Origin of the sequence: Paraburkholderia sejongensis (assembly GCF_020880815.1) — a bacterium.
GTDB classification, from domain to species: Bacteria; Pseudomonadota; Gammaproteobacteria; order Burkholderiales; family Burkholderiaceae; genus Paraburkholderia; species Paraburkholderia sejongensis.
On sequence record NZ_JAJITD010000010.1, the window covers coordinates 162,212 to 186,299 of the forward strand.

A 24,088-nucleotide genomic window follows, 5' to 3' on the forward strand; every position below is an offset into this window, starting at 1 on the left:
AACACATGGGTCAAATCACCCTCAAGCTCAAGGACGAGACCGTCGCGTCGTTGCGCAAGGATTTCGAGGCTTTTCTGCGCGTCTCGCTGAAGCTCGATCCGCAGTTCGCGACGCCGTCGTTTGAGGACTTCCTGCGCGCGAAGCTGCTCGACAACATGGTGCCGCTGACCGAACACGCGGTGCAGCGGATGCTGCAAGGCGGCCAGTACGCGTGGGCCAAGCGCACGCTCGACAAGGAGTTTCCGGACGTCGTATCGATCCTGATGCGGCAGGCGAGCGATTTCGGCTTCGGCTTCGCCGCGCGCTCGGAATGGACCCCCGAGGAACTGGCGAAACAATGTCACGACTGGGCCGCGGCGATCGTCAAGGAAGCGGAAGGCGACGCGACGCTGGTCGATCCGCTCGCGTCGCAGATCAAGGGTTCGGTGCAGGACATCCAGGCGCTCGAGGAAGTGATGCAGACCCCCGCGTGGCGGCTGGTCGAATCGCTGCGCCAGCGCGTCTACGAGGCGAAGGTCGCGTGCGAGACGAGCGTCGGCAGCACCGCGCGCGAAAAACTCGGCGAACTGCGCGGGCTTCTGCGGCTCGGCATTTCGCACGGCACTTTCCAGAAGCAGGAAGCGCAACAGATCATGGAGTATTTGCGCCTGCTCAAGCCGGAGATCTTCGTCGAGGAACCCTACGACGTGTTTTCGCGGCTCGCCGCGTGGCTGCGCAATTTCTTCGTGCCGCCGCGCCCTGCCCCGCAGCCTCAGCAGCGGCAATCGTCGCGATAAGCCCGGCAATCGCGGCGGGCCGTCACTGGTCAATCCCACATCTTCCTGAGCTTCGCGCCGATCTCGAGCTTGGCCCGCGCGGCGGCGGCCAGCCCCGTCGCGCTCGGCGCGCTCGCGACCGGCACGCGCGGCCACGCATACGCATCGAACAACGGCAGCAGCGGCGTCGGGATGAAGCGCGTGCGCGACGCCCATACGTGCCGGTCGCCCAGATGGGTCTGGTTGTGCACGTAAAAACGCTGCGGCACGACGATATGCAGGTCCTCCTTCGCGCGCGTCATCGCTACATAAAGCAGGCGGCGCTCTTCGTCGATTTCCTCGTCGCTGCCGGTGCCCAGATCTGACGGAATGCAGCCGTCGACCCCATTGAGCACGAACACGTTACGCCACTCCTGGCCCTTCGCCGAGTGGATCGTCGACAGGATCAGGTAGTCCTCGTCGAGCAGCGGCACGCCGGATTCGTCGCTGGTCGCGTCGGGCGGATCGAGCGTCAATTCGGTCAGAAAGCGCTCGCGCGACGCATAGGTGCCCGCGATGCTCTCCATTTGCAGCAAGTCCGCGTGCCGCACCACCGCGTCCTCGTGATTGCGCTCCAGGTGCGGCTCGTACCAGCGCCGCACCATCTCGAATTCGGCGGGCCACGGGCTCTGCCGGCCGTACACGCTCGCCATCAGCTTCACGAACGGATGCCAGTCCTCCTGCGCGCGCGCCGGCGCCGCAAACCCGGCCAGCACGCCGCCGGCGCTCGCCACCGGGTCGGCCCCGCCCGCGCGCTCGACGATCTCGTCGAGCAGCTTCGCGGCAGTCGCCGGCCCAACGCCGGGCAGCAGCTGCACGACCCGGAAGCCGGCGACCCGGTCGCGCGGATTCTCGGCCCAGCGCAGCACCGCGAGCACGTCCTTCACGTGCACCGAGTCGAGAAATTTCAGACCGCCGAATTTGACGAAAGGAATGTTGCGGCGGGTCAGTTCGACTTCGAGCGCGGCGCTGTGATGCGCGGCGCGAAACAGCACCGCCTGCGACTTGAGCTTCATCCCCTGCTCGCGCGCCTCCAGCACCTGCTCGACCACGTAGCGGGCCTGCGCGGCATCGTCGGCGACGGTGACGAGGCGCGGGCGCTGCGCGCTCGCTTTATCGGTCCACAGATTCTTCGTGTAGCGCTCGCTCGCCTGTTCGATCACCGCGTTCGATGCCGCCAGAATCGGCTGGGTCGAGCGGTAGTTGCGCTCGAGCGTGACCTGGCGCGCGGGCGGGTCGAACTGCGCGGGAAAGTCGAGGATGTTGCGCACGGTCGCGCCGCGAAACGAGTAGATCGACTGCGCGTCGTCGCCGACCACGGTCAGGCCGCGGCCGTCGGGCTTCAGCGCGAGCAGGATCGACGCCTGCAGCCGGTTGGTGTCCTGATACTCGTCGACCAGCACGTGATCGAAACGCGCCGACAGATCGGCCGCGAGCGCCGGCTCGGCGGCCATATGCGACCAGTACAGCAGCAGATCGTCGTAATCGAGCACGCTCTGCTTCTGCTTCGCGTCGACGTACGCTGCGAACAGCCGGCGCAGATCGTCCTCCCACTCGCGACACCACGGGAACGCGCTATCGAGCACCTGGCCGAGCGATGCGCCGGTGTTCACGACCCGCGAGTAGATCGCGAAACAGGTGCTCTTGGCCGGGAAGCGCCGCTCTTTAGCGGACAGCCCCAGCTCGTGGCGCACGAGGTTCATCAGGTCGGCGGAGTCTTCGCGGTCGTTGATCGTGAAGGTGGGCGCGAGACCGATCAGGTCCGCGTATTCGCGCAAGAGGCGCGCGCCGACGCTATGGAAGGTGCCCGACCACGTCAGCCCCTGGGCGAGCGCCGCGCGTGCGGCGGGTCCGCCGGCGGCGGCGGTCGCGGCCGCGGTGATGCGGGTCACGCGGCGGATCATTTCGAGCGCCGCGCGGCGTGAAAAGGTCAGCAGCAGGATCCGCTGCGGATCGGCGCCGTTCACCACCAGATTGGCGACGCGGTGCGCGAGCGTATTGGTCTTGCCTGAGCCGGCGCCCGCGATCACCAGCAGCGCGCCGGCCGGCGCGTGCGGCGTGGCGGCGCCGGATTCGACGGCTTCGCGTTGCGCGTCGTTGAGCTTGGCGAGCCAGGCGGCGGTATCGAACGACGGGGCGGATTCGGCGACGGTGGACACGGAAGGTATGCGCGAGGATTAATTCAGGATGTGGCGCACACTGTATATCCATACAACTATCGCCGACAAGCGGCCCTTTTTTTCGGGGTCGCTCAAGCGGCGATTGGGTGACCGTCAGGCGGCGATTAACCTGCGATCAAGTGGGGAGTAAGCGAGGAGAAAGCGGCGAGCAAGCGACGCGATTGTGGGCGCGAGACCGGCGACCGGCACGTCCGGCCGCCGGTTCGCGCGGCGCGCATTACTGCTTCTTCGCGTCCTTCAGATTCGCTTCGGCGTTGGCCTTGTCGGCATCGGCCTGCGCGTCGGTCTTGGTCTTGTCCGCCTTGGCCTGCGCGACGGCGGCCTTCTTGTCGGCCTTCGACTGCTCCTTCGCGGCCTTCTTGTCCGCGTGGGTGACCGGCGCCGCGGCGGGCTCGGATGTCTGCGCAAACACCGCCGACGACAGACAGGTCGCGAGCAACGCGGCGTAAAGACGATTCTTCGTGGAACGAGTGATATTCATTTTGAGACCTCCCTGAAACGGTACCTGACGTCATCAGCGCCGCGCGAGCCCGGGGACCGAAGACTCACGCGCCACCAACCTCACGTCGACTTAGTGCTTGACGTCGACGCCATCGGCCTGCGCATTGGCCTGCCCTTGCATGTCCATCTTCATTTCGTTGTTGGCGCTCTGCTTGTCGGCCTTCTGGTTCAGCTTCGCGCCGCGCACTTGTGCCTTGTACTGATCCTTCGCGGCCTTCTGCTGCGCATTCAGTTCTGCCTTCGACGCCTTTTTCGACGCACGATACTCGGCGTTGGCCTTCGCGTCGGCCTCGCGCTTCTGAACCAGCGGGTCGGCCGAGCCGGACGCGGTCAGACGGGTCGGCGGCGGCGGCTCGACGCCTTGCGCGGCAGGCGCCTGGAGCCCCGCTTGCGCGCCGGCCTGCATGCCCTGGCTGCCCGCGGCCGCTGCCGGCGCAGCGTTCACCGCGCCTTGCGTCTGCAGTTGCGTCTGGGCGCCCAGGCCTGCCGCTGGCTGCGCGGTCTGCGCGACCGCGGCGGTCGCGGCAAAAGCTGTCAGGGCGGTACCGATCAGGAGCGAACGAATCTGGGTCATGGCTTTATCCTCTCTAGAATTATGCTGACACGGACGAACTGTCCGGCGTCGCGATGACGGGTTGTCCCGCGCGTCTCGTCCGGTCTATGCATCGCTGGATGTTTGCCGGGGAGCGATCCCGGAATGCAGCGGGCTTTGCTTGCAGAACCGACTTTAAGAGTGAAATCTCGTCGAGGCGACCAGCGTTACGGAACGTTTCACTTTCCGACAGCTGGATAACATCTTCTTTCAATTGCTTGCGACCGGCTCGAAGCCCGCTCGGGCCTGCCACCCGGCGCGTCGCCTGCTTTATGATGCGAACCCCGATCGCGACCCTGCCCGAAGGTGCAAACCCCATGCCCAACCTCAATTTCACGCTGACCGGCGATTACGTCGAACTGCACAACCTGCTGAAGATCACCGGCCTCGCGGACAGCGGCGGCTCCGCGAAGATGATGGTCGCGGACGGCGCGGTGACGGTCGACGGCCGCGTCGAGACGCGTAAAACCTGCAAGATCCGCGCGGGCCAGGTCGTGCTGCTCGGCGATACGCGAATCGCGGTACACGAGGGTTGAGCGGCGCGCGGGCGGTGCGCGTACGGCGTGTTGACGGTGACTCGCACGCGCACCAGAAATGTGCGTTGTCCATCGACATAGGCCGGGCGACACAATAAGCTGTCGGTTTCGACAGTCGAACGACGGATTACGCCAACGGCGCGCAACAGCGGCGACCCGGCCGGGCGACGCGCCGCCGCGACGCGCAGCATGCCGCGCCGCATACTGCGCGAGCCGCGCCCGCCGCGCTAGCCGCTGCGCTGCGCAGCGCAGCCAACGCTGCGCGAGCGCCAGCGCACCGCGCGGCGCCGCCTCCCCGCTGCATTCGTCCCGCGCTGTCGCCACTTTCCGCGCCCAGGCGTTTCATGACCCAATCTGGCTTTGCCCGGGTGGCCACCCGGCCGCCGACTCTTTCCCGCCACGCTGCCGATACCGCGCGGCTCGCCGCGCCGCTCGCGATCGCGCAGCTCTCGCAGATGGCGATGAGCGTCACCGACACGATCCTGCTCGGCTCGCTCGGCCCCGACGCGCTCGCCGCCGGGGGCCTCGGCGCGAACCTGTTTTTTGTCGTCGTCACGCTGTTGCAGGGCGTGCTGACCTCGGTCAGCGTGACCGTCGCGCATGCGCGCGGCGCGCAGGACGACGGCCGCGTCCCGCATATCTACTGGACCGGCTTCGCGTTGTCGGTGCTGCTGTCGGTGCCGGCGTTCGTGCTGCTGTCGTTCGCGTCGCAGATCATGCTCGCCTTTGGCGAACCGGGCCTGTTGTCGCACAACGTCGGCAAATACGCGGAAGTGCTGCGCTGGGCCGCGCCCGCGAGCCTGATCGGGGTCGGCCTGATGCGCTCGTTCCTGCCGGCGATCGGCGCGGCGCGGCGGCTGCTGTGGGTGTCGATCGCGAGCGTCGGCGTGAACGGTTTCCTGAACTACGGCCTGATCCACGGCGCGTGGGGTCTGCCGCGGCTCGGCTTTCTCGGCTCGGCGGCGGCGACCACGATCACCGTGTGGCTGACCGCGCTGGTGCTGATGGCGCTGCTGCACCTGCGGCCGCGCTTCAAACACTTCGTCGTCGTGGCGCGGCCGAAGCTGCCGCTGATGGGCGAACTGTTCGGCATCGGCTGGCCGGTCGCGATCACCTACGGCGTCGAGTCGACGCTGTTTCTCGCCACCGGTCTGATGGTCGGCCTGCTCGGCGAGTCGCAGCTGGCCGCGCATCAGATCGCCCTGAACGTCGCGTCGGTCGCGTTCATGGTGCCGCTGTCGATCGGTCAGGCCGCCAACGTGCGGGTCGGTTACTGGGCCGGCGCCGGCCAGCCGCTCGCCGCGCGTCACGCGGGCTTCGTCGCGCTCGCGCTAGGGGTCGGCTTCATGACGCTGTCGGGGCTCGTGCTGATCGCCGCGCCGCACTGGATCGTCGGGCTGTATCTGCATCTGGACGATCCGGCCAATGCATCGACGGTCGCGCTCGCCAGTTCGCTGCTCGGCGTCGCGGCGATTTTCCAGATCGTCGATGGCATGCAGACGGTCGGTTCGGGCTGTCTGCGCGGGCTGAAAGACGTGCGGGTGCCGATGATCGCCGCCGCGTTCGGCTACTGGGTGATCGGCTTTCCGACCGGCTATACGCTCGCGTTTCATTTCGGGCTCGGCGCGCGCGGCTTGTGGTGGGGTCTTGCGGCCGGCCTCGCGAGCGTCGCGGTGCTGATGACGCTGCGCTTTCACAAGCTGAGCCTGCACCGGGCGCCGCCCGCGGCCGATGCGCCGCCGGCTCACTCCGTTTGAGCGGCAGGCTGGCACGAAGTAGATCGACGGGCGGGCAGGCAGGTAAAGCCCTACTCCTGAAGCATTCCCTGCAAAAGGTAAAATCGCGCCCGGGCATGCGGGCCTCGATCCGTGCCCGGCGCCGCGCGCCGGTCAATCCGCCGCCTTGCCACCCGCTGCGGCCCCGGCCCGGCGCAAGCGCGGCCAAGCGCCGTGCCGGGCCACCGTCATGCCTCTTTCTCGCTATAAAACATAACCAAGGACCACCCCCATGCTTGCCCGCGTCACCCGCTTGTTCCCGCTCTGGGCCGTGCTCGTTTCAGCCGCCGCGTATTTCTCGCCGGCCTCGTTCTCCGGCATCGCGCCGCACGTCACCACGCTGCTGACGATCATCATGCTGGCGATGGGCGTCACGCTGTCCGCGTCCGACTTCATGCGCGTGTTCACGCGCCCGGCGCCGGTGATCGCCGGCATCGTGCTGCACTACCTCGTGATGCCGCTCGCCGCGTGGGTGATCGCCAAGGCGCTGCGCATGCCGCCCGATCTGACCGCCGGCATGGTGCTGGTCGGCAGCGTCGCGAGCGGCACAGCGTCGAACGTGATGATCTATCTGGCGCGCGGCGACGTCGCGCTGTCGGTGACGATCAGCGCGCTGTCGACGCTGGTCGGCGTGTTCGCGACGCCGCTGCTCACGCGTCTGTACGTCGACGCGTCGATCGCCGTCGACGTGCACGGCATGCTGATGAGCATCCTCCAGATCGTCGCGCTGCCGATCGTCGTCGGCCTCGTCGTCAATCATCTGTTCGGCAAGCTGGTGCGCAAGATCGAGCCGATCCTGCCGCTGGTGTCGATGGTCGCGATCCTGCTGATCATCGGCGCGGTGGTCGGCAGCACGCAAAAGAGCATCGCGTCGGTCGGCCTCGTGGTGATGCTCGGCGTGGTGCTGCACAACGGCATCGGCCTGCTCGGCGGCTACTGGGGCGGCCGTCTGCTCGGCTTCGACGAAGCCATCTGCCGCACGCTCGCGATCGAAGTCGGGATGCAGAACTCCGGCCTCGCGGCGACCCTGGGCAAGCTGTACTTCACGCCGCTCGCGGCGCTGCCGGGCGCGCTGTTCTCGGTCTGGCACAACCTGTCCGGCTCGCTGCTCGCGGGCTACTGGGCAGGACGTCCCGCGAAAGGTTCGACGCACGCGGACGGCAAGCGTCTGTTCGGAGCAGAACGCGGCTGATCAAGCTGGCCGCCGGAAAGGGCTCTCGACGGCGGTGCACCGGCGCTGCTGTCGAACGTGCGTGACAAACGCAAGCGGGGCTGGCGCCGTTTCTCACACCCGGTCGCAGTGCCCCGCCGCATCCTCCAAGACAAACGCGCCAGCGTTCGCTCGGGCCAGCAGTAGCCCACAAGGGACCGCCTCCCTACCGCGGATACCCCGGGGAGGCGGCGTACAGATCGCCACCGCGTCGGCAACCGCCCACCCACCGCGTCCGCACTGCGCGCGGCAACCCTCACAGCGCGACCGCTCGCCGGGTGAGCCGCGCGCCCACCTTCGTTAGCAGCGCCGGATAACCCCCGACACGCGCTCAACACGCGCCCCAATTCCCCCTTAGAATGGCTTTCTCGAACGCGTGGACCTGGCCATCGCGCCGCCACGAAAAGCGTGTAAAACAAGGGGAAAACAGCGTGCAGGGGCAATTCGAACAGCAAAGGCGCGCGCTGCGCCGCCAGCCGATATTCAGCACAACGAGACAAATTTTCCTGCTACTCTGCACTGCGGCATTTTTGACCGCCTGCGCGACGCGCCCGCCCGCGACCGCGTACCAGCGTCCCGTCAGCCAGGCGCTGCCCGCCACCACCGACACGCCGCTGCGCGCCGCGCTCGCGCCGCTCGAAGCGAAGCATCCGCAACAATCGGGCTTTCGCGTGCTGGCGAGCGGCACCGACGCGCTGCAGATGCGCATCGCACTCGCGCGCGCGGCGACCAAAACCCTCGACATGCAGTACTACATCGCCAACGAGGACACCACCGGCAAGCTGCTGCTCGGCGCGGCGCTGTACGCGGCCGATCACGGTGTGCGGGTGCGGATGCTGGTCGACGATCTGAACTTCAAGGACATCGACCGCCTGATGGCCGGCCTGAATACGCACGACAACATCGAAATCCGCGTGTTCAATCCGTTCGGCAGCGCGCAGGAAGGAATGTTCGAGCGCACCGCCAACCTGTTCACGCAGATCGGCCACTTCACGCGGCGCATGCACAACAAGGCGATGATCGCGGACAACCAGCTGGCGATCGTCGGCGGCCGCAATCTCGGCGACGAATATTTCAGCGCGAGCGAAACGCTGCAGTTCCGCGACCTCGACGTGCTGGCGGCGGGCCCGATCGTCGCCGACGTGTCGGCCAGTTTCGACGACTACTGGAACAGCGGCCTCGCCTATCCGCTGAGCGTGCTGAACAAGCAGAAGTTCGACGCGCACGAACTCGACCAGACCCGTGACGATCTGCGCCAGCACTGGCGCACCAATGCCGACCCGTACAACGCGAAACCGTTGAACGCGACCCCGCTCGCCGCCCAGATCGCCGGCGAACAGCTCGGCCTCACGTGGGCAAGCGCCGAGTTCAAGGTGGACCGGCCGGAGAAAATCGAACAGCCGTCGCCCGATTACGTGAGTCCGCCGATGCAGCGGCTGCGCGAGTTGCTGCGCGACGCGCGCCACGACTTTCTGATCGTGTCGCCGTACTTCGTGCCGCACGACGCGGGCGTGCAGGCGACGAGCGAACTCACGCAGCGCGGCGTCCGGATCGCAGTACTGACCAACTCTCTGGCCGCCACCGACGCGGTCGCCGTGCAGGCCGGCTACAGCCCGTTCCGGGTGCCACTGCTGAAAGCGGGCGTCGAGCTGTACGAGTTCAAGCCGAACCAGGAGACGCCGCCCGTGGGCGTCGCCGGCTCGCGATCGCGCGCGAGCCTGCATGCGAAGACCTACGTGATCGACCAGCAGATCCTGGTGATCGGCTCGATGAATCTCGACCCGCGCTCGGCGAATCTGAACACCGAACTCGCGCTGGTGATCCACAGCCCGCAACTCGCGCAACAGGTCGCGCAGATTTTCGCTCGCGCGATCGAACCCGGCCAGAGCTATCGCGTGACGCTCGCCGATGCGGACCAGCTCGCGTATCTGCGCTCGATCGGCGCGCCGCTGTCGCCGCTCGTGTGGACGGACGTCGAAAACGGCGAGAAGCGCACCTATATCTTCGATCCGCAGGCGGGTTTTTACCGGAACGCGCTAACGGGTCTATTCTCGTTATTGCCTGTCAACTCGGAACTATGAGCGGAACTATGAGAAGCGGAGCGAAACATGACTGAAGACGTACGGATGGAACGCGACACCTTCGGCGAAATCGCGGTGCCGAACGCTCGCCTGTGGGGCGCGCAAACCCAGCGCTCGCTGCAGAACTTCAAGATTTCGACCGAGAAGCAGTCGCCCGAACTGATCACCGCGCTGGCCGTGGTCAAGCGCGCGGCCGCCGAGGTCAACCTGGGTCTGGGCGTGCTCGACGAGCAGAAGGCCCGCGCGATCATGCAGGCGGCCGACGAGATCATCGCCGGCAAGCACCCCGGCGAATTCCCGCTCGCGGTCTGGCAGACCGGCTCGGGCACGCAGACCAACATGAACCTGAACGAGGTGATCGCGAACCGCGCGAGCGAGTTGCTCGGCGGCGAGCGCGGCGAGGCTCGCAAGGTCCATCCGAACGACGACGTGAACCGCGGCCAGTCGTCGAACGACGTGTTTCCGACCGCGATGCACGTGGCCGCCGCCGATGCGATCGTCAAGCATCTGCTGCCCGCGCTGAAGACGCTGCGCGATACGCTCGACGGCAAGGCGAAGGCGTTCGCGGACATCGTCAAGATCGGCCGCACGCACCTGCAGGACGCGACGCCGCTCACGCTCGGCCAGGAGTTTTCCGGCTACGTCGCGCAGCTCGAACACGGGATCCGCCACGTCGAGTCGGCGCTGCCGCATCTGTACGAACTCGCGCAGGGCGGCACCGCGGTCGGCACGGGCCTGAACGCGCATCCGAAGTTCGCCGACGCGGTCGCGGCCGCGATCGGCAAGCTGACCGGTCTGCCGTTCGTGTCGGCGCCGAACAAGTTCGAGGTGATGGCGGCCGCCGATGCGCTGGTGTTCGCGCACGGCGCGCTGAAGACCGTCGCCGCGAGCCTGAACAAAATCGCCAACGACGTGCGCTGGCTCGCCAGCGGGCCGCGCTGCGGCCTGGGCGAGCTGTCGATACCGGAGAACGAACCGGGCAGCTCGATCATGCCGGGCAAGGTTAATCCGACTCAATCGGAAGCGCTGACGATGCTGTGCGCGCAGGTGTTCGGCAACGACGTCGCGGTGAATATCGGCGGCGCGAGCGGCAACTTCGAGCTGAACGTGTTTCGTCCGATGATCGCGCACAACGTGCTGCAGTCAGTGCGGCTGCTCGCCGACGGCGCGCAGAGCTTCAACGACAACTGCGCGGTCGGGATCGAGCCGAATCGCGAGCGCATCGATACGCTGCTGAACGAATCGCTGATGCTGGTGACCGCGCTCAATCCGCACATCGGCTACGACAAGGCCGCGCAGATCGCGAAGAAGGCGCACAAGGAAGGCACCACGCTGAAGGCGGCCGCGCTCGCGCTCGGTTACGTGACCGAACAGCAGTTCGACGAGTGGGTGCGGCCCAAGGATATGGTGGGACGCGGCGCCGGATGACGCGCGCGGCGCCGGCGCGGTAGCTTGCGGATGGCTAGCAGGTGGGCGGCGTGGCAGTTGGCGCGCCGCCCGCCGCGCTTCAGATTTTCCCCTGCGCGACTTCTTCCGGCTTCAGCTCGACGATCGCGTCGAGCGCTTCCTTCACGTCCATCGCGTACCTGGCAAGGCGCTTCTGCTCGTCGGTCTGCGGCACGAACGCGGGCACCGGAACCGGATGGCCGTTCTCGTTGACGGCGACCATCACGACCAGGCAGTCGGTGGTCTGCAGCAGCTCGCCGCCCTTCGGATCGCCCGCCTGCACCGACACGTGGATATGCATGCTGGTGCGCCCGGTCGCGACGACCCGCGCGCGCAGTTCGACCAGATTGCCGACGAGGATCGGCCGCCGGAAGCGGATGTTGCCGACGCTGACCGTCACGCAATAGCGCCCCGACCAGACCGCCGCGCACGCGTAGGCGGTCTCGTCGATCCACTTCATCAGCGCGCCGCCGTGCACCTTGCCGCCGAAATTGACCGAGGTCGGCTCGGCAAGAAAGCGGAAGGTGGTTTCCGAACGGTCCAGCGGTATTGTGGGCAGAGTGCTCATCTTGGCTCCGGTCAAGCGGATGCATTGAAAGGAGGCGATTATACGAGCGCAATATTGCGGGCGGCGCGGTCCCAGTTCCGGGCGCTAGTTGCGGAAGCTGATGCCCTGGTCGATCGTGCCGTACATCTCGATGTGGCCGCTGCCGGCCGAGCCCGAACCGGCCCCGCCCTGGGCGCAGGCGCTGAACAGCAGAACCGCCGCGGCGACGGTCAGAAGCGTTTTCATCACGACATGTTCCTGCAAAAGACAGATTTTGATTCTAGCCTGGCGGGGGGCGGTGACTGCGCAACGCGGGCGGTCGTTCGAATCCGCCGGATTCGATCGTTCACGCCAGCCTGAAACGTCGAATCCGCCGTGCGGGTACAGTGCCAGCATGCCTTCACCGCTTCAGGAGCCCCCAATGACCACTCCGCTCGCGGACGACCACAACCACTTCCCCGGCCTGAGTCGAATCGGCGCGTTACTCGCCGACCCGAGCCGCGCCGCGATGCTGTGGGCGCTGATGGACGGCAGCACCCGCCCCGCCGGCGAACTGACGATGATCGCGGGACTGTCGCCGTCGGCGGCGAGCGCGCACCTCGCGCGGCTCACCGACGGCGGCCTGCTCGCGCTCGAAGTGCGTGGGCGGCATCGCTATTTCCGCATCGCATCGGCGGAGATCGCCGCGTCGATCGAGGCGCTCGCCAACGTCGCGCAGGTCAGCGCGCCGCAGCGGACCGCGCCGCGCCCCGCGCGCACGGTGCCGCTGGAAATGCGCTACGCGCGCACCTGCTATGACCATATGGCCGGAGAGCTGTCGGTGCGGCTCTACGAACGGATGCTCGAACAACGGCTGCTGACGCTGCACGGCGCATCGCTCGACGCCACCGCGCAGGGCGCCGAACGCTTCGCCGCGTGGGGCATCGATCTGTCCACGCAACACAGCCGCCGGCGCCGCTTCGCGTGCACGTGCCCCGACTGGAGCGTGCGTCGCCCGCACCTGGGCGGCGCGCTCGGCGCCGCGCTGCTCGATGCGTGGTCGGCGCATGGCTGGGTCGAGCGGACCGCGCGGCCGCGGGTGCTGCGCGTCACGCCGGCGGGGCAGCAGCAATTCGATGCGTTTCTGGCGGGCTAGGCGTTCCAACGTTTAGGCCCGCGAAGCATCGGATGCGCCGATCCGTGGAGCCGCAACCGCTTCCCTTGCTCGCGCGGATGACGGCCGGCTACCGCCCTGCCGTGCCCGAGACCTTTTGTTACCGGGGGCGACGCCACCTTACAAAAGTGGACGCCTTGAAACACAGGCGGCGGCTACAGTGAAGCGAGGATTCGGCGGCTCGCCGCATCCGCCGGAGACCCGTCATGACACCGCTCGCCCCACCCCACAATAAGCCTCGAATTTCACACCAGCTTGCCGGCTATACGCTGATCGCGGCCGCCGTCGTCGGGCTCGCCTCGCAACGCGGCTTCGCCCAGGAAGCGCCGTCCGCCCCGCCGTCCACGGCCACGCTCGCCGCCTCGCCGGACAGCGATCCGCCGGGACGGATCGCGCGCCTTAACTACATGGCTGGCACCGTGACCACCGAGCCCGCCGGTGCGAGCGATTGGTCCTACGCGCAGATCAACCGGCCGCTGACGACCGGCGACCAACTCTGGAACGACCAGAACGCGCGCTCCGAACTGCACATCGGCTCGACCGCGGTGCGCCTGGGCGAGAACACCAGCCTGGCCGTGCTCAATCTCGACGACACCAGCGCGCAACTGAAAGTCGCGCAAGGCACGCTGTCGACCCGCGTGCGCGAACTCGCGCCGGGCTCGTCGTATGAAATCGACACGCCGAACCTCGCGCTCGGCCTGAACGGCCCCGGCGACTACCGGGTCGACGTCGCACCCGACGGCAGCAGCACCACCGTGACGGTGCGCAGCGGCAGCGCGCTCGCCTATGGCGACGGCGGCCAGGTGCCGGTCGCGGCGGGCCAGCAGATCCGCTTCACCGGCACCAGCCTGCAACAGTTGTCCGACGCCCGCGCGCCCGGCCCCGACGAGCTCGACCAGTGGGCCGCCGCGCGCGACGCGAGCGAAGAGCGCTCGGTGTCGGCCCGCTACGTGTCGCGCGAGATCCCCGGCTACCAGGATCTCGACGCCAACGGCACGTGGCGCGAGACCCCGCAGTACGGCGCGGTGTGGACGCCGCGCGCGACGCCGGCCGGCTGGGCGCCGTATCGCGACGGCCACTGGGTCTGGCAGGCACCGTGGGGCTGGACCTGGGTCGACGACCAGCCGTGGGGTTTCGCGCCGTACCACTACGGCCGCTGGGTGTCGTTCGACGAAAGCTGGGCGTGGGTGCCCGGCCCGCTCGCAGCCGGCGCGGCGCCGGTGTACGCGCCGGCGCTCGTCGGGTTCGTCGGCGACGGCGATGGCGACGGCGGCGTCGACTGGGGCGTGAATCTGGCGCTCGGCGGCGCGGTCGCGGCCGGCGTCGCGTGGTTCCCGCTCGGACCGGGCGAGCCGTGGCACCCGCACTGGGGCGGCCGCGCGCACTGGAGTCGCGGCTACTACGACCGGGTGAACCGCCCGGCGCTCGTCAACGACTATCACCGCGACGTGCACATCCACAACACCTACGTGAACTACCGCGCGCCGGGCGGCCTGACCGCGATGCCGGCGACCGCGTTCGTGCACGGCCAGCCGGCCGGACGCTTCGCGCAGAAGGTCGATCCGCGTCAATGGCACCACGCGCGGATCAACCCGGGCGCACCGGGGATCGCGCCGGTGCGGGAAAGCTTCGGCGCGGATCTGCGACGCGCGAACTACCGGCCGCCGGCGAACGTCGCCGCTCGGCCGGTGGTCGCGACGCGCAATCCCGCGCTGCCGGCCGCCTATCATGACGAACTCGCGCAGCGGTTCGCGCAACGCGGCGGACAGGTGCCGGGCGGCGGCCAGCCGGTCGTGAGGACCTCGGTGCCCGCTCATAGGGGCGGTGTGCCGGGGGTGCCTGAGATGGCGGGTGCGCGTGGTGCGCCGCCGGTTGCGAACGTGCGGGTCGTGCAGTCGCATGTGCCCGGACGGCCGGCGGGGATGGCGGCGGGTGCGGCGGGTGCGGCGGAGATGCCCAGGACGCCGGGGGTGAACGGTCAAGCCGGTCAATTCAGTCAGATCGCGCCCACGTCGAACGGAGTGCCGCGACCGCCGCAGGCAGGCGGCGCGCATCCGGGTGCGAGCGGATACCCGCAGCAGCACAATGCGCCGCAGGTATGGGGCGCGGTCGGCCGCTCGCAGCCGGCGTGGACGCAGTCGCATACGCCGATGGAACAGCAGGCGCAGCGCGGCGAGCCGCCTGGCGGTCAGCCGCGCGCGGGACAGCCGGGCTTCGCGCAGCAGGCCGGTGTGCCGCATCCGCCGCAGAATCCCGCCGCGCAGCAGCAGGCTAGACAGCCGGACGGACACCCGCAGGCGATGCCGTCTGCGCAACAGCCGCCTCGCATGGAGCCGGCGCAGCAACAAGCGCAGTTGCAGGCGCAGCAGCTGCGGGCGGAGCCGCAAAGCCAGCAGGGTCAGCCGCCGCGCTTCGAACCGCGTGCGCGGCAAGTACCGCAGCCTCGGCCGGAACCGCAGGTCCAACAAGCGCAGCAACCGCGCTTCGAACCGCGTCCGCAGCCGGCGCCGCAGCCGCGGCCGGAGCCTCAGTTCCAGCAAGCGCAGCAACCGCGCTTCGAGCCGCGGCCGCAACCGATGCAACAAGCGCGTCCTGAACCGCGTCCGCAGATGCAGCAGCCGCGCCCTGAACCTCGGCCCCAGCAGGTCCAGCAGCCGCGCCCGCAACCGCAGCAACAACCACAACGCGCCGAGCAGCATCAAGGCGGCGGCAACCACGACGAACGCCATAGGGGGTAAGTGCGCCAGGCGCCGCCACCGGTCCAGCCCTGCCCCGGATAATCCCGACGCTTGCGCTAGCGCGACCACCGCCGCCACCGCCGTGGCCATCGCCAGCACAACGGCAACCGCCCAACCCCGCCCACCAACAAAAACCCCCGTGAGGCCCAAACCTCACGGGGGTTTTCACTTCAGCACCGCAAGCGCAACCGCCTGCTGTCAGCCGTCAACCGTAATCAAATCGCCATCGGCGCTGTCAACGGCTCGTGATGCCGGTAGCCGACCAGCGAGAAATCCGCCGGCTCGATCTTCTCCAGCCACTGCGGTTCGTACACGCCGGTCTTCGCGTACTCGGGCACGCGCTCCGAAATCGCCAGTTGCGGGCTCTCGTAGGGCTCGCGCGTGAGCTGCTGCTGCAGCATGTCGAGCTGGTTCTCGTAGATGTGCGCATCGCCGATGAAATAGCTGAACCAGCGCGGCGTATAGCCGGTCAGGCGGCCGACCAGATGCAGCAGCGCCGCGCCTTCGGTCAGATTGAACGGCGTACCGAGCCCGACGTCGTTACTGCGGATATACAGGCACAACGAAATCTCGCGGCGCGCGACGTTCGGCAGGAACTGGTACAGCAGATGACACGCCGGCAGCGCGATCTGGTCGAGCACCGCCGGGTTCCACGCGTGAAACAGAATCCGCCGGTCGGCGGGGTTCTGCATGATGGTGTCGAGGCACTGGCGCAGCTGATCGATCGCCTTGTAAAGCAGCACCTTGGAGCGGCCGTCTTCGTCGAATTGGGTGATGACACGAAAACCGCGCGCCTGCGCATCGGCGAGCTGCGCGCTCGCGCCGGCGTCCAGCACCTTGTACGCTGGCCATCGACGCCATTGCACGCCATACACGTCGCCGAGATCGTCGGGGCCTTCGCGATACGGATTGGCGAGCCACTGCTCGTTCTGGTTCGCGTTGCCGTCCCACACCTTGCAGCCGAGCGCGCGAAAATCCGCGGCGCTGCGCGACGCGCGCAGAAACCCGACCAGTTCGCCGATCGCCGACTTGAACGCGAGCTTCTTCGTCGTCACCGCCGGAAAACCTTGCTGCAAGTCGAAGCGCAGCATCGCGCCGGGCATGCTGATGGTGCGGATGCCGGTACGGTTTTCCTGCCACGTGCCGGTGTCGAGAATCGTGCGGACGAGGTCCAGGTATTGTTTCATGCGGGTTCCTTCGGCGCGGCGCACATCGAACTGGCGAATCCCACTGGCGAATCCGACTGGCACATCGGACTCGCGAGCGGACTTGAAATGCACCGCCTGATTGGGCAAAAACCGGATTCTAACAAGCGCGACCGGAGCACGCCCGGAGATGGCGTAACGCGCTGAAAATGGCGGGGACGTGCAACGGGGAGAGAAGGCAAGCGCCGCACGAAGCGGCGCAGAACAGGCAGACGAAGCAAGCACGACAGCGCCCGGCGACGTCCCGCCAGCCAGCGGCCACCGTCAGCGGCCCAGCTCACCCACCGACGCGCATCGCCGTGGCGCGCCGCCAGCGAACTGCGTCAAAGATGCTGCACCGAAGCCGGCAAATCGCCATGCGGCGCGGCCATCGGCTCGCCTTCCATATGACGCATCCCATGCGAGCACAGCAGCCGGTACAGCGTGACCCGCGAAATCCCGAGTTCCTGCGCCGCGTCGCCGAGACGCCCGCGATGGCGCAGCAGCGCGAGTTCGATCGCCTGTCGCTCGGCCGCCTCGCGTGCCTGCGCGAGCGACACCGGCACGATCTCGACGTATTCGGCAAGTTCGAGATCGCGCGCGGTGATCGCGCGTCCTTCCGACATCACGATCGCGCGCCGTACCCGGTTGATCAGCTCGCGCACGTTGCCGGGCCAGCCGTAGTTATGCAGCGCCGCGATCGCATCGGGCGCGAAGCCGCGCAGCCGGCGGCTCGCATCCTTCTTGAAGCGTTCGAGCATGTGCCGCGCGAGCAGCTCGATGTCCTTGCCGCGCGCGCGCAGCGGCGGCTCGTCGATCTGCAGCACGCACAGCCGGTGATACAGATCGGAGCGAAAGCGCCCTTCGATCATCGCCGCGGTCATGTCGACGTGAGTCGCCGAGATGATCCGCACGTCGACGTCGATCGCGGTATGGCCGCCGAGCCGCTCGACTTTGCGTTCCTGCAAAAAGCGCAGCAGGCTCGCCTGACTTTCGAGCGGCAGATCGCCGATTTCGTCGAGAAACAGCGTGCCGCCGTTGGCCGCTTCGACGCGGCCGATCTTGCGCTGATTCGCGCCGGTGAACGCGCCGCGCTCGTAGCCGAACAGTTCGGATTGCAGAAGATGCGGCGGAATCGCGCCGCAGTTGATCGGCACGAACGGCGCGTTACGACGCGCCGAGCGTTCATGAATCGCGACCGCGGTGAGCTCCTTGCCGGTGCCCGATTCGCCGGAGATGAACACCGGCGCGTCGGTCATCGCGACCTTGCGGATCGAGCGGAACAGCGCGAGCATCGCGTCGCACGAGCCGACCATCTCGCCCTCGGCACCCTGCGAGCCGTCGTTCGACGCGGTGTCGCCGAGCGAGATCATTCCGTACGCGTGGCCGACGGAATCGACGATGCGATCGCCCGTAGAGGGCACCGTCACGTAATCGAAGCAGTAGTCGCGAACCAGCCGGCGCAACGCCGCGTCCTGCAACTGGCCGGGCGCCGTGGCCGCGACCCAGCCGACGTTCGGCATGGTCAGACAGGATTCGAAAGCGGCGATCTCATGCGGCTGGAAATCGCTGGAAAGGTCGAGCAGACCGCCCGCCGCCATGCCGGTGCGGACCGCGCGACGTGCATCGCGCGCGGATCCGACGACTTCGACATGCCAGCCGCGCTGCAAAAAACGCGTATTCAACTCCGCGCTCGGATCGCGGGAAACGTAAATCAGTTGCCGCGTTGCGGGTTCCATTATTCAGATCCTCTCGTCAACGAACGTTTAGGACGACGCATGCACCTGAAACTGTGGTTCAGACACGCTGACCCATTCGGCGTCGCTATGCGCGCAAACCGAACGGCCATTCCATTCCGTGCGGACAGCTGATCCCCAGAAAGCGGCGTGTGTGTGTTTGAGACGGCTTGTTATGGTGCTTTTTTAAATCTGATGCTGTTTTCGAGAGCTTACTATACGTGCGCCGCTTCGAAAACAATTATGCGAATTTAATCGGGGACCCCTTGCCCATCAAGGCCTGGCGGGCGATTTACATTTATTCAGCCGACAAATAAAAGAATGGCAGACGCTTTTACCGCCTTCCGCGAAGGTACTTAGTACCTCGGCGATTAACGAATTATAGGTATTTTCTGCTCACCGTTTCAACGCTGAAACATTTTTTCGCAATTCGCGACACATTACGTCGCCTTATGTATCCCCTATCCCGACGTATCAAAGCATTGCGAGCGATGGCACGGGTTTCGCTAAATGCCCGGCACAAGGGAGACACATCATGCGACTCGCATTGCGCATCGATCCGCTCAGACGGGCCTCATATGTTGCGATTTGCGCGGCGCTCATCTCGAGCGCCTGGCCGGCCGCCGTCGGCGCGCAGAGCACACCGGGCACGCAGGCCCAATCCGCCACGCTGGCCGATAGCGGCGAGAGCGTGGGCGTCGCCTCCAGCAACCTGCCGTCCGCTCCAGTCGCCGCCACCGACGACACAAGTCTGCTCGCCGCCCTGACGCCGAGCCCGGCCGTCGATGCTGCAACGGTGAACGATATTTCGCTCGACGACCAGGTGCTGTCGCGCCAACGCGGCGGCGCGGTCGGCATGGTGATGGTCGCCGCGACGCCGCAACTGCGGCACGGCAGCGGCAATCAGGTGACGTTGTGGGACGAGATCGCGCCGCCGTCGCCGCTACCGGTCCCGCTCGATGCCGCGCGCGCGGCCCAGGGCAACGTCGCGACTTACCAGCGCAAATAGCCGGTCGTTCGCCGCCGATGCGCGTGTCGCTCGCAAGCAACGCGAAACACCCAGCAACTGCTTCAGACCCGTACCCGCAGCACGAAAAGTAACTGAAGACCAGCAACGCAGGACCGGCCGCACGGGCGAGGCAACCCGCGCGGACCGGCGGGATGCAAGACAGAAGAGGAAGGACCGGGACATGACTACCACCTTTCGGACGCCGCTCGCCTCATGGCTCGCGACGGCGTCGCTGCGCGGCGCACCGCCCCGCGCGTATATCGCCCCGGCGGGCAGCATCGCCGCCGCGGCGCTCGTCACCGCCCTCTTCCTCGCGTGCTGCGCCAGCGATGCGCGCGCCGAACAGCTCGTCAATCCGGGCGACATCATCGTCGAGCGCAGCGTCACGCCGCGCGACGCCTTCGTCCCCGTGCCGCGCGACCAGGACCCGGTCGCGGTACGCGCCACCACTTTCCCGGCCAACTCGTTCAATCCGGCGATCGCCACCCTCGTGGGCGACACCGATCTGACGAATGCGCACGGGTCCAGCGGCGTCGCGAGCGGCGGCGTGCTCGGCGGTACCGGCATGCAGGCGGTCGCGCAAATCCTCAGCGGCCGCGCGACCGGCAGCACGGTCCCGTTGAACTCGGGCGCGATCGGCGGCCCGGCGACGGGCATCGGCGGCACCATCAGCTCGTCGGTCACGGGCGCGCTCGCGCCGTTGTCCAACGTGCTCGGCGGCACGCTCGGAGGTTTGAAATGAAGCCGCGCGCCGCCCGTCTCCCCGGCGGGCCGCAGCCCGTCAGCGCAGCGCGCGCCGCACGCTGGCTGCGCGCCGGCGTGTGCGCGAGCTTCGGCCTGTGGGTCGGCGCCGCGACACTCGCGGCGACGCTCGCCGCGAGCGATGCCGCCGCGCAGTCGCTCCCAGTCGTCCCAGTCGTCCCCGTCGTGCCCGCGACCGCGACGATCGGCACCGGCGCGGGCGCCGGCGTGACCGGCGCGTTCACGGTCAACGAAACGGCCGGCCTCGACAACGTCCAGGCCAACCAGATCACGATCACCAACGGCACGCCAATCGGCAACGCCAACGCGAGCGTGCAAAGCGCACCGGTGGCCGCGCAGGTGCCGCGCGCGCAGGCGTCGATCGAAGCCAACGCGTTTTCGAATACCTCCGGCGCGGTTCTCGTGAACCAGTCGGCCGGAGCAGGAAATCTGCAGCGCAACAGCACCGTCATCGGGACTGCGGCGCTCGGAGTCGAGACCGTCGCGGATGGGGAGCTATCCGCAACGGCCGCGAGAAGCGGGAGTCTGGGGCAGTCCCACGATTCTCAACGCGCGCGCGAGGCGAGCATTTCCAGTCAGGCCTTTCGCAACGCGAGCGGAGTCGTGCAGATCAACCAGGCGGCCGGCGCCGGTAATGCCACGGCGAACAGTTTTGTGCTCCGTCCCCCGGCGGGCACTTTTTTTAACTGACCACACTTGAGTATCGGAGCGAATCATGAAGCGCACTCTTATTGCAGCAGCCGTTCTCGTTGCCGCATCCGGCAGCGCGTTTGCCGCACCGCAGAAAGCCTGGCTGTTCAACGGCACCGCGGTCGGCGAGACGGTCGGCGTGGAAGGACTGGTCGGGCTGTATGGCTGCGTGCACGTGTCGAGCACGGCAGGCGCGGTGATCAACAACACCCAGTCGGTCAACGTGAACGCGTCGCTCGATCCGCAGGCGCAAACCTACACGACCGGCACCGTGACCACCACGATCAACAACAACCGCAGCTCGGTGCGCGGCAGCGGCGCCGCCTACGCGTTCACGACGCAAAGCCACTCGAGCTCGAGCTCGAACGCGCAGGGCATGCAGGCGTCGGGCGGCTACCGCTACGGCAGCCAGAGCGCCACGGTGAGCGGCGGCGGCTATCAGACGAGCCAGCAGGCGGCCGGCATCGAAGGCGGCTTCTCGCACACCAGCCATAACTCCGGCGGCCAGATCTCGGCGGGCGGCTCGATCGGCGGCAGCTATAGCTACAGCAACGGCCACAACACGTACTCGCACGGCAACGGCTCGTTCCGCGAAAGCGGCAGTCTGCAGGCCGGCTATCGCGAGTCGGGCTACTCGAACTCGTCGGGCGTCGCCGGCGGCTTCGAAGCGAGCGAAGCATCCGGCCAGGGCCGCGCATGGGGCTACACCGCGAGCGAAGGCTCGGGCTACGCGGCGCTCGGCGCGCAGTCGTCCAGCTATTCGCGCAGCCGCTCGTCGTCGAGCGACGCATACGGCGCCGCGTGGGGCGTCGACGCCAGCATGGCGACCACCGACGTGACGACCCGCGGCTCGGTCACCCAGCACATCGATACCCAGCAGGCCGCCACGCTGACCGCGACCACCGGCGCCAACGCGGCCAACAACGTGTCGGGCAATCTCGGCGTGAACATCGCCGAAGGCATCAGCAACGCGCAGAGCAACGACGTGTCGCTTGCGTCGGTCGATATCGGCAACGTGTTCGGCAACGCGCAGGACTTCAACGTGCAGTCGTCCGGCGGCAATGCCCGCATCAACAACTTCAACCTCAACGCGTCGGTCGGCAACGGCTCGCTGTCGGGGGTGACGGGCAACGTCGGCGTGAACGTCGCGGCCGGTATCGGCAACGTGCAGAACAACAGCCTTGCCGGCGCGGTGACGACGACCTCGCCGGGCCGCGCGATGACCACCGCGATGGTCGCCACGGATGACAACTCGCAAACCTCAACCATGACGGTGCGCGGGCAGTTCCAGGGCACCGCGATGCTCGGCGCCGACAGCCTGCACGGCGCATCCGGCAACATCGGCGTGAACATCGCCGGCGGCGCGGGCAACCTGCAGCACAACGGTCTGGCGATCGCCGCGCTGAACAGCGGCCACTAAGCCGGAGCAGCAGCAACCGCAGCACAGCAGAAGAAGCCTTAAAAGCAGTCGGGAGGACCCGCCGGCAGCCGCAGAAGCTGCCGGCGTTTTCGGGCAGGAGACCAGCATGACCGGGTTGAAGGGGTTCCCGGCGCTACCGTTCGCCGTAGCGCTGGCAGGCTGCGTGCTGTGCGCGGACCAGGCCGCCGCACAGTCGAGCATCGACACGTCCACGCTCGTCGGCGTGCCGCTACATAAGCCGATCCGCTCGATGCGCGATCTGCGCTACCGCCATATCGTCAATCAGCAGTTCGACTACAGCTGCGGCGCGGCGGCGCTCGCCACCCTCCTCAAGTACGGCTATGACATCGATATTCCGGAGACCGAACTGATTCGCCGGATGATGGTGTTCTCGAAGCCCGAAGTGGTCGAGAAAAACGGCTTCTCGATGCTCGACATGAAGAACTTCGTCGAGACCATCGGCCTGCGCGGCCGCGGCTTTCGCGTCACCCTCGACGCGCTCCACCACCTGCAGATTCCCGTGATGGTTCTGATGAACATCGACGGGTACGAGCATTTCGTGATCGTCAAGCATGCGCAGGACGGCCGCGTGTTCATCGCGGACCCGGCGCTCGGCAATCGCATCGTGCTCGAAGAGGACTTCGCGAAGACCTGGAACGGTCTGGTGTTCGCGGTCCTCGGCAAACCGTTCAGGGAGGATTCACCGCTGTTGCAGGACAACGAGTCGCTCGCGCTGAAGCTGCGCGCCGCTGCGCTGGCAGCCGGCACCGCCGCGACTCCCTTTTTCGAGTACGGCTTGAACAAGGCAGACATGTTCTGATCCCGTCATGAAGTCACACCTGAAACAGCTTGGGGTAGTGCTCTGTGCCGTCGCGTGCGGCACCGGCGGCAGCGCCCTGGCGTCGGAAGGAGGCGCCGCGCCGGCGGCGCCCGACCTGTCGATACCGCGCGCGGCCGGCGCCGCGCCGCTCACCGTGCAGCTCGTCGGCGACGACGTGCTCGCGGCCCAGACCGGCAAGTACGCCGGCGCCACGATGATCTCCGGCTTCGTGCTGAACGTCATTTCGCAGTGGCGCCTGCCCAACGGCGTGAGCGCGCTCGCGCAGGGCACTCTCAGCGCGACGCAGAACGCGCGCGGGCAGCTCGTCAGTTCGATCGGAACGTCCGCCAGCGTGACCGGCGACACGCACGGCCGCGGCGGCCGCGCGGCGGATTGGGGCGCCAATCCGGATGCGTACGTGAGCGGCGGCCAGAGCGTCAGCGTGAACGGCGTGTCGCAAGTCACCCAGGTCGCGGGCGACCGCAATAGCGGCGTCAACTCGGCGCTGATCGATTTCAACAACAACGCGGTCACGCTCGCGGCTTCGGCCAATGCGCCGGCGGCGTCGGCCAGCAATTCGACCGGCTCGGTGAAAGCCGGCATCTCGTTCGGCAGCAACGGCGTGAACGTCACGCTGCAAACACCGGCTGGGCTCGCCACCCAGACCATCGCGCCGGCCAACGGGCAGATCGCCCAGTTGCTGCAGATTGCAGGCAATAACCAGCAAGTCGCCAACGCCCTGCAACTGCATCTGCAAACGCAGCAGATGTCGGCCTCGATGCTCCGTCAGCTCGGCGTACTACAGGCATTGCAGAACAGGAGGTGAAACCGCGGGCCGCCACCCGCGTACTGCAGCACCAGCAGCAAAGATACGGCCGCGCGAGGGAAGCGCGTGGCCGGAACACCGGGGGATT

21 protein-coding genes are annotated in these 24,088 nt (G+C 67.5%); 14 read left to right on the forward strand and 7 right to left on the reverse strand.

The features are described from left to right. The first annotated feature begins 5 nt into the window (after positions 1-5). Positions 6-776 (forward strand): DUF4088 family protein, encoded by a 771-nt coding sequence (locus tag LJ656_RS20680; protein WP_230511228.1) that lies wholly within the window; start codon positions 6-8, stop codon positions 774-776. A 29-nt stretch (positions 777-805) separates the two neighbouring features. On the opposite strand, the gene LJ656_RS20685 is transcribed toward LJ656_RS20680, so the two are convergent. The 3 genes from LJ656_RS20685 to LJ656_RS20695 all read right to left on the reverse strand — a co-directional run bounded on the left by LJ656_RS20685 (position 806) and on the right by LJ656_RS20695 (position 4,049). Next, positions 806-2,953 carry an ATP-dependent helicase gene (locus LJ656_RS20685; protein ID WP_230511229.1) on the reverse strand — a complete coding sequence of 716 codons (2,148 nt, stop codon included), beginning with the start codon at positions 2,951-2,953 and terminating at the stop codon, positions 806-808. Positions 2,954-3,191: 238 nt separating this feature from the next. After that, positions 3,192-3,455 carry a hypothetical protein gene (locus LJ656_RS20690; RefSeq protein WP_230511230.1) on the reverse strand — a complete coding sequence of 88 codons (264 nt, stop codon included), beginning with the start codon at positions 3,453-3,455 and terminating at the stop codon, positions 3,192-3,194. 90 nt (positions 3,456-3,545) lie between these two features. Beyond that, positions 3,546-4,049, reverse strand: a complete 504-nt coding sequence (locus LJ656_RS20695; RefSeq protein WP_230511231.1) for a hypothetical protein — start codon at positions 4,047-4,049, stop codon at positions 3,546-3,548. A 335-nt stretch (positions 4,050-4,384) separates the two neighbouring features. On the opposite strand from LJ656_RS20695, the gene LJ656_RS20700 reads away from it, so the two are divergent. The 5 genes from LJ656_RS20700 to fumC all read left to right on the forward strand — a co-directional run bounded on the left by LJ656_RS20700 (position 4,385) and on the right by fumC (position 11,097). Beyond that, on the forward strand, positions 4,385-4,603 hold the full coding sequence (locus LJ656_RS20700) for an RNA-binding S4 domain-containing protein (RefSeq protein ID WP_075301915.1): 219 nt from the start codon (positions 4,385-4,387) through the stop codon (positions 4,601-4,603). Between the two features lie 344 nt (positions 4,604-4,947). Then, positions 4,948-6,360 carry an MATE family efflux transporter gene (locus LJ656_RS20705; protein ID WP_230511232.1) on the forward strand — a complete coding sequence of 471 codons (1,413 nt, stop codon included), beginning with the start codon at positions 4,948-4,950 and terminating at the stop codon, positions 6,358-6,360. A 250-nt stretch (positions 6,361-6,610) separates the two neighbouring features. Then, positions 6,611-7,570, forward strand: a complete 960-nt coding sequence (panS, locus tag LJ656_RS20710) for a ketopantoate/pantoate/pantothenate transporter PanS (RefSeq protein ID WP_230511233.1) — start codon at positions 6,611-6,613, stop codon at positions 7,568-7,570. A 377-nt stretch (positions 7,571-7,947) separates the two neighbouring features. Next, on the forward strand, positions 7,948-9,669 hold the full coding sequence (locus LJ656_RS20715) for a phospholipase D family protein (RefSeq protein ID WP_268998703.1): 1,722 nt from the start codon (positions 7,948-7,950) through the stop codon (positions 9,667-9,669). 27 nt (positions 9,670-9,696) lie between these two features. Next, positions 9,697-11,097: a class II fumarate hydratase gene (gene fumC / locus LJ656_RS20720; RefSeq protein ID WP_230511235.1), complete on the forward strand. Its 1,401-nt coding sequence runs from the start codon at positions 9,697-9,699 to the stop codon at positions 11,095-11,097. A gap of 79 nt (positions 11,098-11,176) precedes the next feature. Here fumC and LJ656_RS20725 read toward each other — a convergent pair whose 3' ends face one another. Both LJ656_RS20725 and LJ656_RS20730 read right to left on the reverse strand, forming a co-directional pair. After that, positions 11,177-11,683 carry an acyl-CoA thioesterase gene (locus tag LJ656_RS20725; protein WP_230511236.1) on the reverse strand — a complete coding sequence of 169 codons (507 nt, stop codon included), beginning with the start codon at positions 11,681-11,683 and terminating at the stop codon, positions 11,177-11,179. Between the two features lie 84 nt (positions 11,684-11,767). Beyond that, positions 11,768-11,908, reverse strand: coding sequence for a hypothetical protein (locus tag LJ656_RS20730; protein WP_230511237.1), 141 nt, complete (start codon positions 11,906-11,908; stop codon positions 11,768-11,770). 175 nt (positions 11,909-12,083) lie between these two features. On the opposite strand from LJ656_RS20730, the gene LJ656_RS20735 reads away from it, so the two are divergent. Continuing rightward, a complete protein-coding gene (locus tag LJ656_RS20735) occupies positions 12,084-12,797 on the forward strand; it encodes an ArsR/SmtB family transcription factor (protein ID WP_230511238.1) in 714 nt (237 codons plus the stop codon). Between the two features lie 224 nt (positions 12,798-13,021). Beyond that, positions 13,022-15,553, forward strand: coding sequence for a DUF6600 domain-containing protein (locus LJ656_RS20740; RefSeq protein WP_230511239.1), 2,532 nt, complete (start codon positions 13,022-13,024; stop codon positions 15,551-15,553). A 215-nt stretch (positions 15,554-15,768) separates the two neighbouring features. Here the strand turns inward: LJ656_RS20740 and LJ656_RS20745 are convergent, their stop codons facing one another. Both LJ656_RS20745 and LJ656_RS20750 read right to left on the reverse strand, forming a co-directional pair. Then, on the reverse strand, positions 15,769-16,740 hold the full coding sequence (locus tag LJ656_RS20745; protein WP_230511240.1) for a thymidylate synthase: 972 nt from the start codon (positions 16,738-16,740) through the stop codon (positions 15,769-15,771). Positions 16,741-17,081: 341 nt separating this feature from the next. After that, on the reverse strand, positions 17,082-18,476 hold the full coding sequence (locus tag LJ656_RS20750; RefSeq protein WP_230511241.1) for a sigma-54 dependent transcriptional regulator: 1,395 nt from the start codon (positions 18,474-18,476) through the stop codon (positions 17,082-17,084). Between the two features lie 532 nt (positions 18,477-19,008). On the opposite strand from LJ656_RS20750, the gene LJ656_RS20755 reads away from it, so the two are divergent. The 6 genes from LJ656_RS20755 to LJ656_RS20780 all read left to right on the forward strand — a co-directional run bounded on the left by LJ656_RS20755 (position 19,009) and on the right by LJ656_RS20780 (position 24,000). Continuing rightward, entirely contained in the window at positions 19,009-19,482 is a 474-nt protein-coding gene (locus LJ656_RS20755) for a hypothetical protein (RefSeq protein WP_230511242.1), read from the forward strand. Positions 19,483-19,663: 181 nt separating this feature from the next. Then, positions 19,664-20,224: a hypothetical protein gene (locus tag LJ656_RS20760; protein ID WP_230511243.1), complete on the forward strand. Its 561-nt coding sequence runs from the start codon at positions 19,664-19,666 to the stop codon at positions 20,222-20,224. Continuing rightward, entirely contained in the window at positions 20,221-20,934 is a 714-nt protein-coding gene (locus LJ656_RS20765; RefSeq protein ID WP_230511244.1) for a hypothetical protein, read from the forward strand. The genes LJ656_RS20760 and LJ656_RS20765 overlap by 4 nt, the downstream gene beginning before the upstream one ends. A 25-nt stretch (positions 20,935-20,959) precedes the next feature. After that, a complete protein-coding gene (locus LJ656_RS20770) occupies positions 20,960-22,354 on the forward strand; it encodes an autotransporter outer membrane beta-barrel domain-containing protein (RefSeq protein WP_230511245.1) in 1,395 nt (464 codons plus the stop codon). 106 nt (positions 22,355-22,460) lie between these two features. Continuing rightward, the gene (locus LJ656_RS20775) at positions 22,461-23,174 is read left to right on the forward strand and encodes a C39 family peptidase (RefSeq protein ID WP_230511246.1); all 714 of its coding nucleotides are present in this window, start codon (positions 22,461-22,463) and stop codon (positions 23,172-23,174) included. 7 nt (positions 23,175-23,181) lie between these two features. Next, positions 23,182-24,000, forward strand: coding sequence for a peptidase C39 (locus LJ656_RS20780; RefSeq protein ID WP_230511247.1), 819 nt, complete (start codon positions 23,182-23,184; stop codon positions 23,998-24,000). The last annotated feature ends 88 nt before the right edge of the window (positions 24,001-24,088 follow it).

Excerpts from the sequence above, each read along its gene's own strand:
- LJ656_RS20680 (WP_230511228.1), top strand. The coding sequence starts at position 6 with ATGGGTCAAATCACCCTCAAGCTCAAGGACGAGACCGTCGCGTCGTTG.
- LJ656_RS20690 (WP_230511230.1), bottom strand. The coding sequence starts at position 3,455 with ATGAATATCACTCGTTCCACGAAGAATCGTCTTTACGCCGCGTTGCTC.
- LJ656_RS20695 (WP_230511231.1), bottom strand. The coding sequence starts at position 4,049 with ATGACCCAGATTCGTTCGCTCCTGATCGGTACCGCCCTGACAGCTTTT.
- LJ656_RS20700 (WP_075301915.1), top strand. The coding sequence starts at position 4,385 with ATGCCCAACCTCAATTTCACGCTGACCGGCGATTACGTCGAACTGCAC.
- LJ656_RS20705 (WP_230511232.1), top strand. The coding sequence starts at position 4,948 with ATGACCCAATCTGGCTTTGCCCGGGTGGCCACCCGGCCGCCGACTCTT.
- panS (WP_230511233.1), top strand. The coding sequence starts at position 6,611 with ATGCTTGCCCGCGTCACCCGCTTGTTCCCGCTCTGGGCCGTGCTCGTT.
- LJ656_RS20715 (WP_268998703.1), top strand. The coding sequence starts at position 7,948 with ATGGCTTTCTCGAACGCGTGGACCTGGCCATCGCGCCGCCACGAAAAG.
- fumC (WP_230511235.1), top strand. The coding sequence starts at position 9,697 with ATGACTGAAGACGTACGGATGGAACGCGACACCTTCGGCGAAATCGCG.
- LJ656_RS20725 (WP_230511236.1), bottom strand. The coding sequence starts at position 11,683 with ATGAGCACTCTGCCCACAATACCGCTGGACCGTTCGGAAACCACCTTC.
- LJ656_RS20730 (WP_230511237.1), bottom strand. The coding sequence starts at position 11,908 with ATGAAAACGCTTCTGACCGTCGCCGCGGCGGTTCTGCTGTTCAGCGCC.
- LJ656_RS20735 (WP_230511238.1), top strand. The coding sequence starts at position 12,084 with ATGACCACTCCGCTCGCGGACGACCACAACCACTTCCCCGGCCTGAGT.
- LJ656_RS20740 (WP_230511239.1), top strand. The coding sequence starts at position 13,022 with ATGACACCGCTCGCCCCACCCCACAATAAGCCTCGAATTTCACACCAG.
- LJ656_RS20745 (WP_230511240.1), bottom strand. The coding sequence starts at position 16,740 with ATGAAACAATACCTGGACCTCGTCCGCACGATTCTCGACACCGGCACG.
- LJ656_RS20750 (WP_230511241.1), bottom strand. The coding sequence starts at position 18,476 with ATGGAACCCGCAACGCGGCAACTGATTTACGTTTCCCGCGATCCGAGC.
- LJ656_RS20755 (WP_230511242.1), top strand. The coding sequence starts at position 19,009 with ATGCGACTCGCATTGCGCATCGATCCGCTCAGACGGGCCTCATATGTT.
- LJ656_RS20760 (WP_230511243.1), top strand. The coding sequence starts at position 19,664 with ATGACTACCACCTTTCGGACGCCGCTCGCCTCATGGCTCGCGACGGCG.
- LJ656_RS20765 (WP_230511244.1), top strand. The coding sequence starts at position 20,221 with ATGAAGCCGCGCGCCGCCCGTCTCCCCGGCGGGCCGCAGCCCGTCAGC.
- LJ656_RS20770 (WP_230511245.1), top strand. The coding sequence starts at position 20,960 with ATGAAGCGCACTCTTATTGCAGCAGCCGTTCTCGTTGCCGCATCCGGC.
- LJ656_RS20775 (WP_230511246.1), top strand. The coding sequence starts at position 22,461 with ATGACCGGGTTGAAGGGGTTCCCGGCGCTACCGTTCGCCGTAGCGCTG.
- LJ656_RS20780 (WP_230511247.1), top strand. The coding sequence starts at position 23,182 with ATGAAGTCACACCTGAAACAGCTTGGGGTAGTGCTCTGTGCCGTCGCG.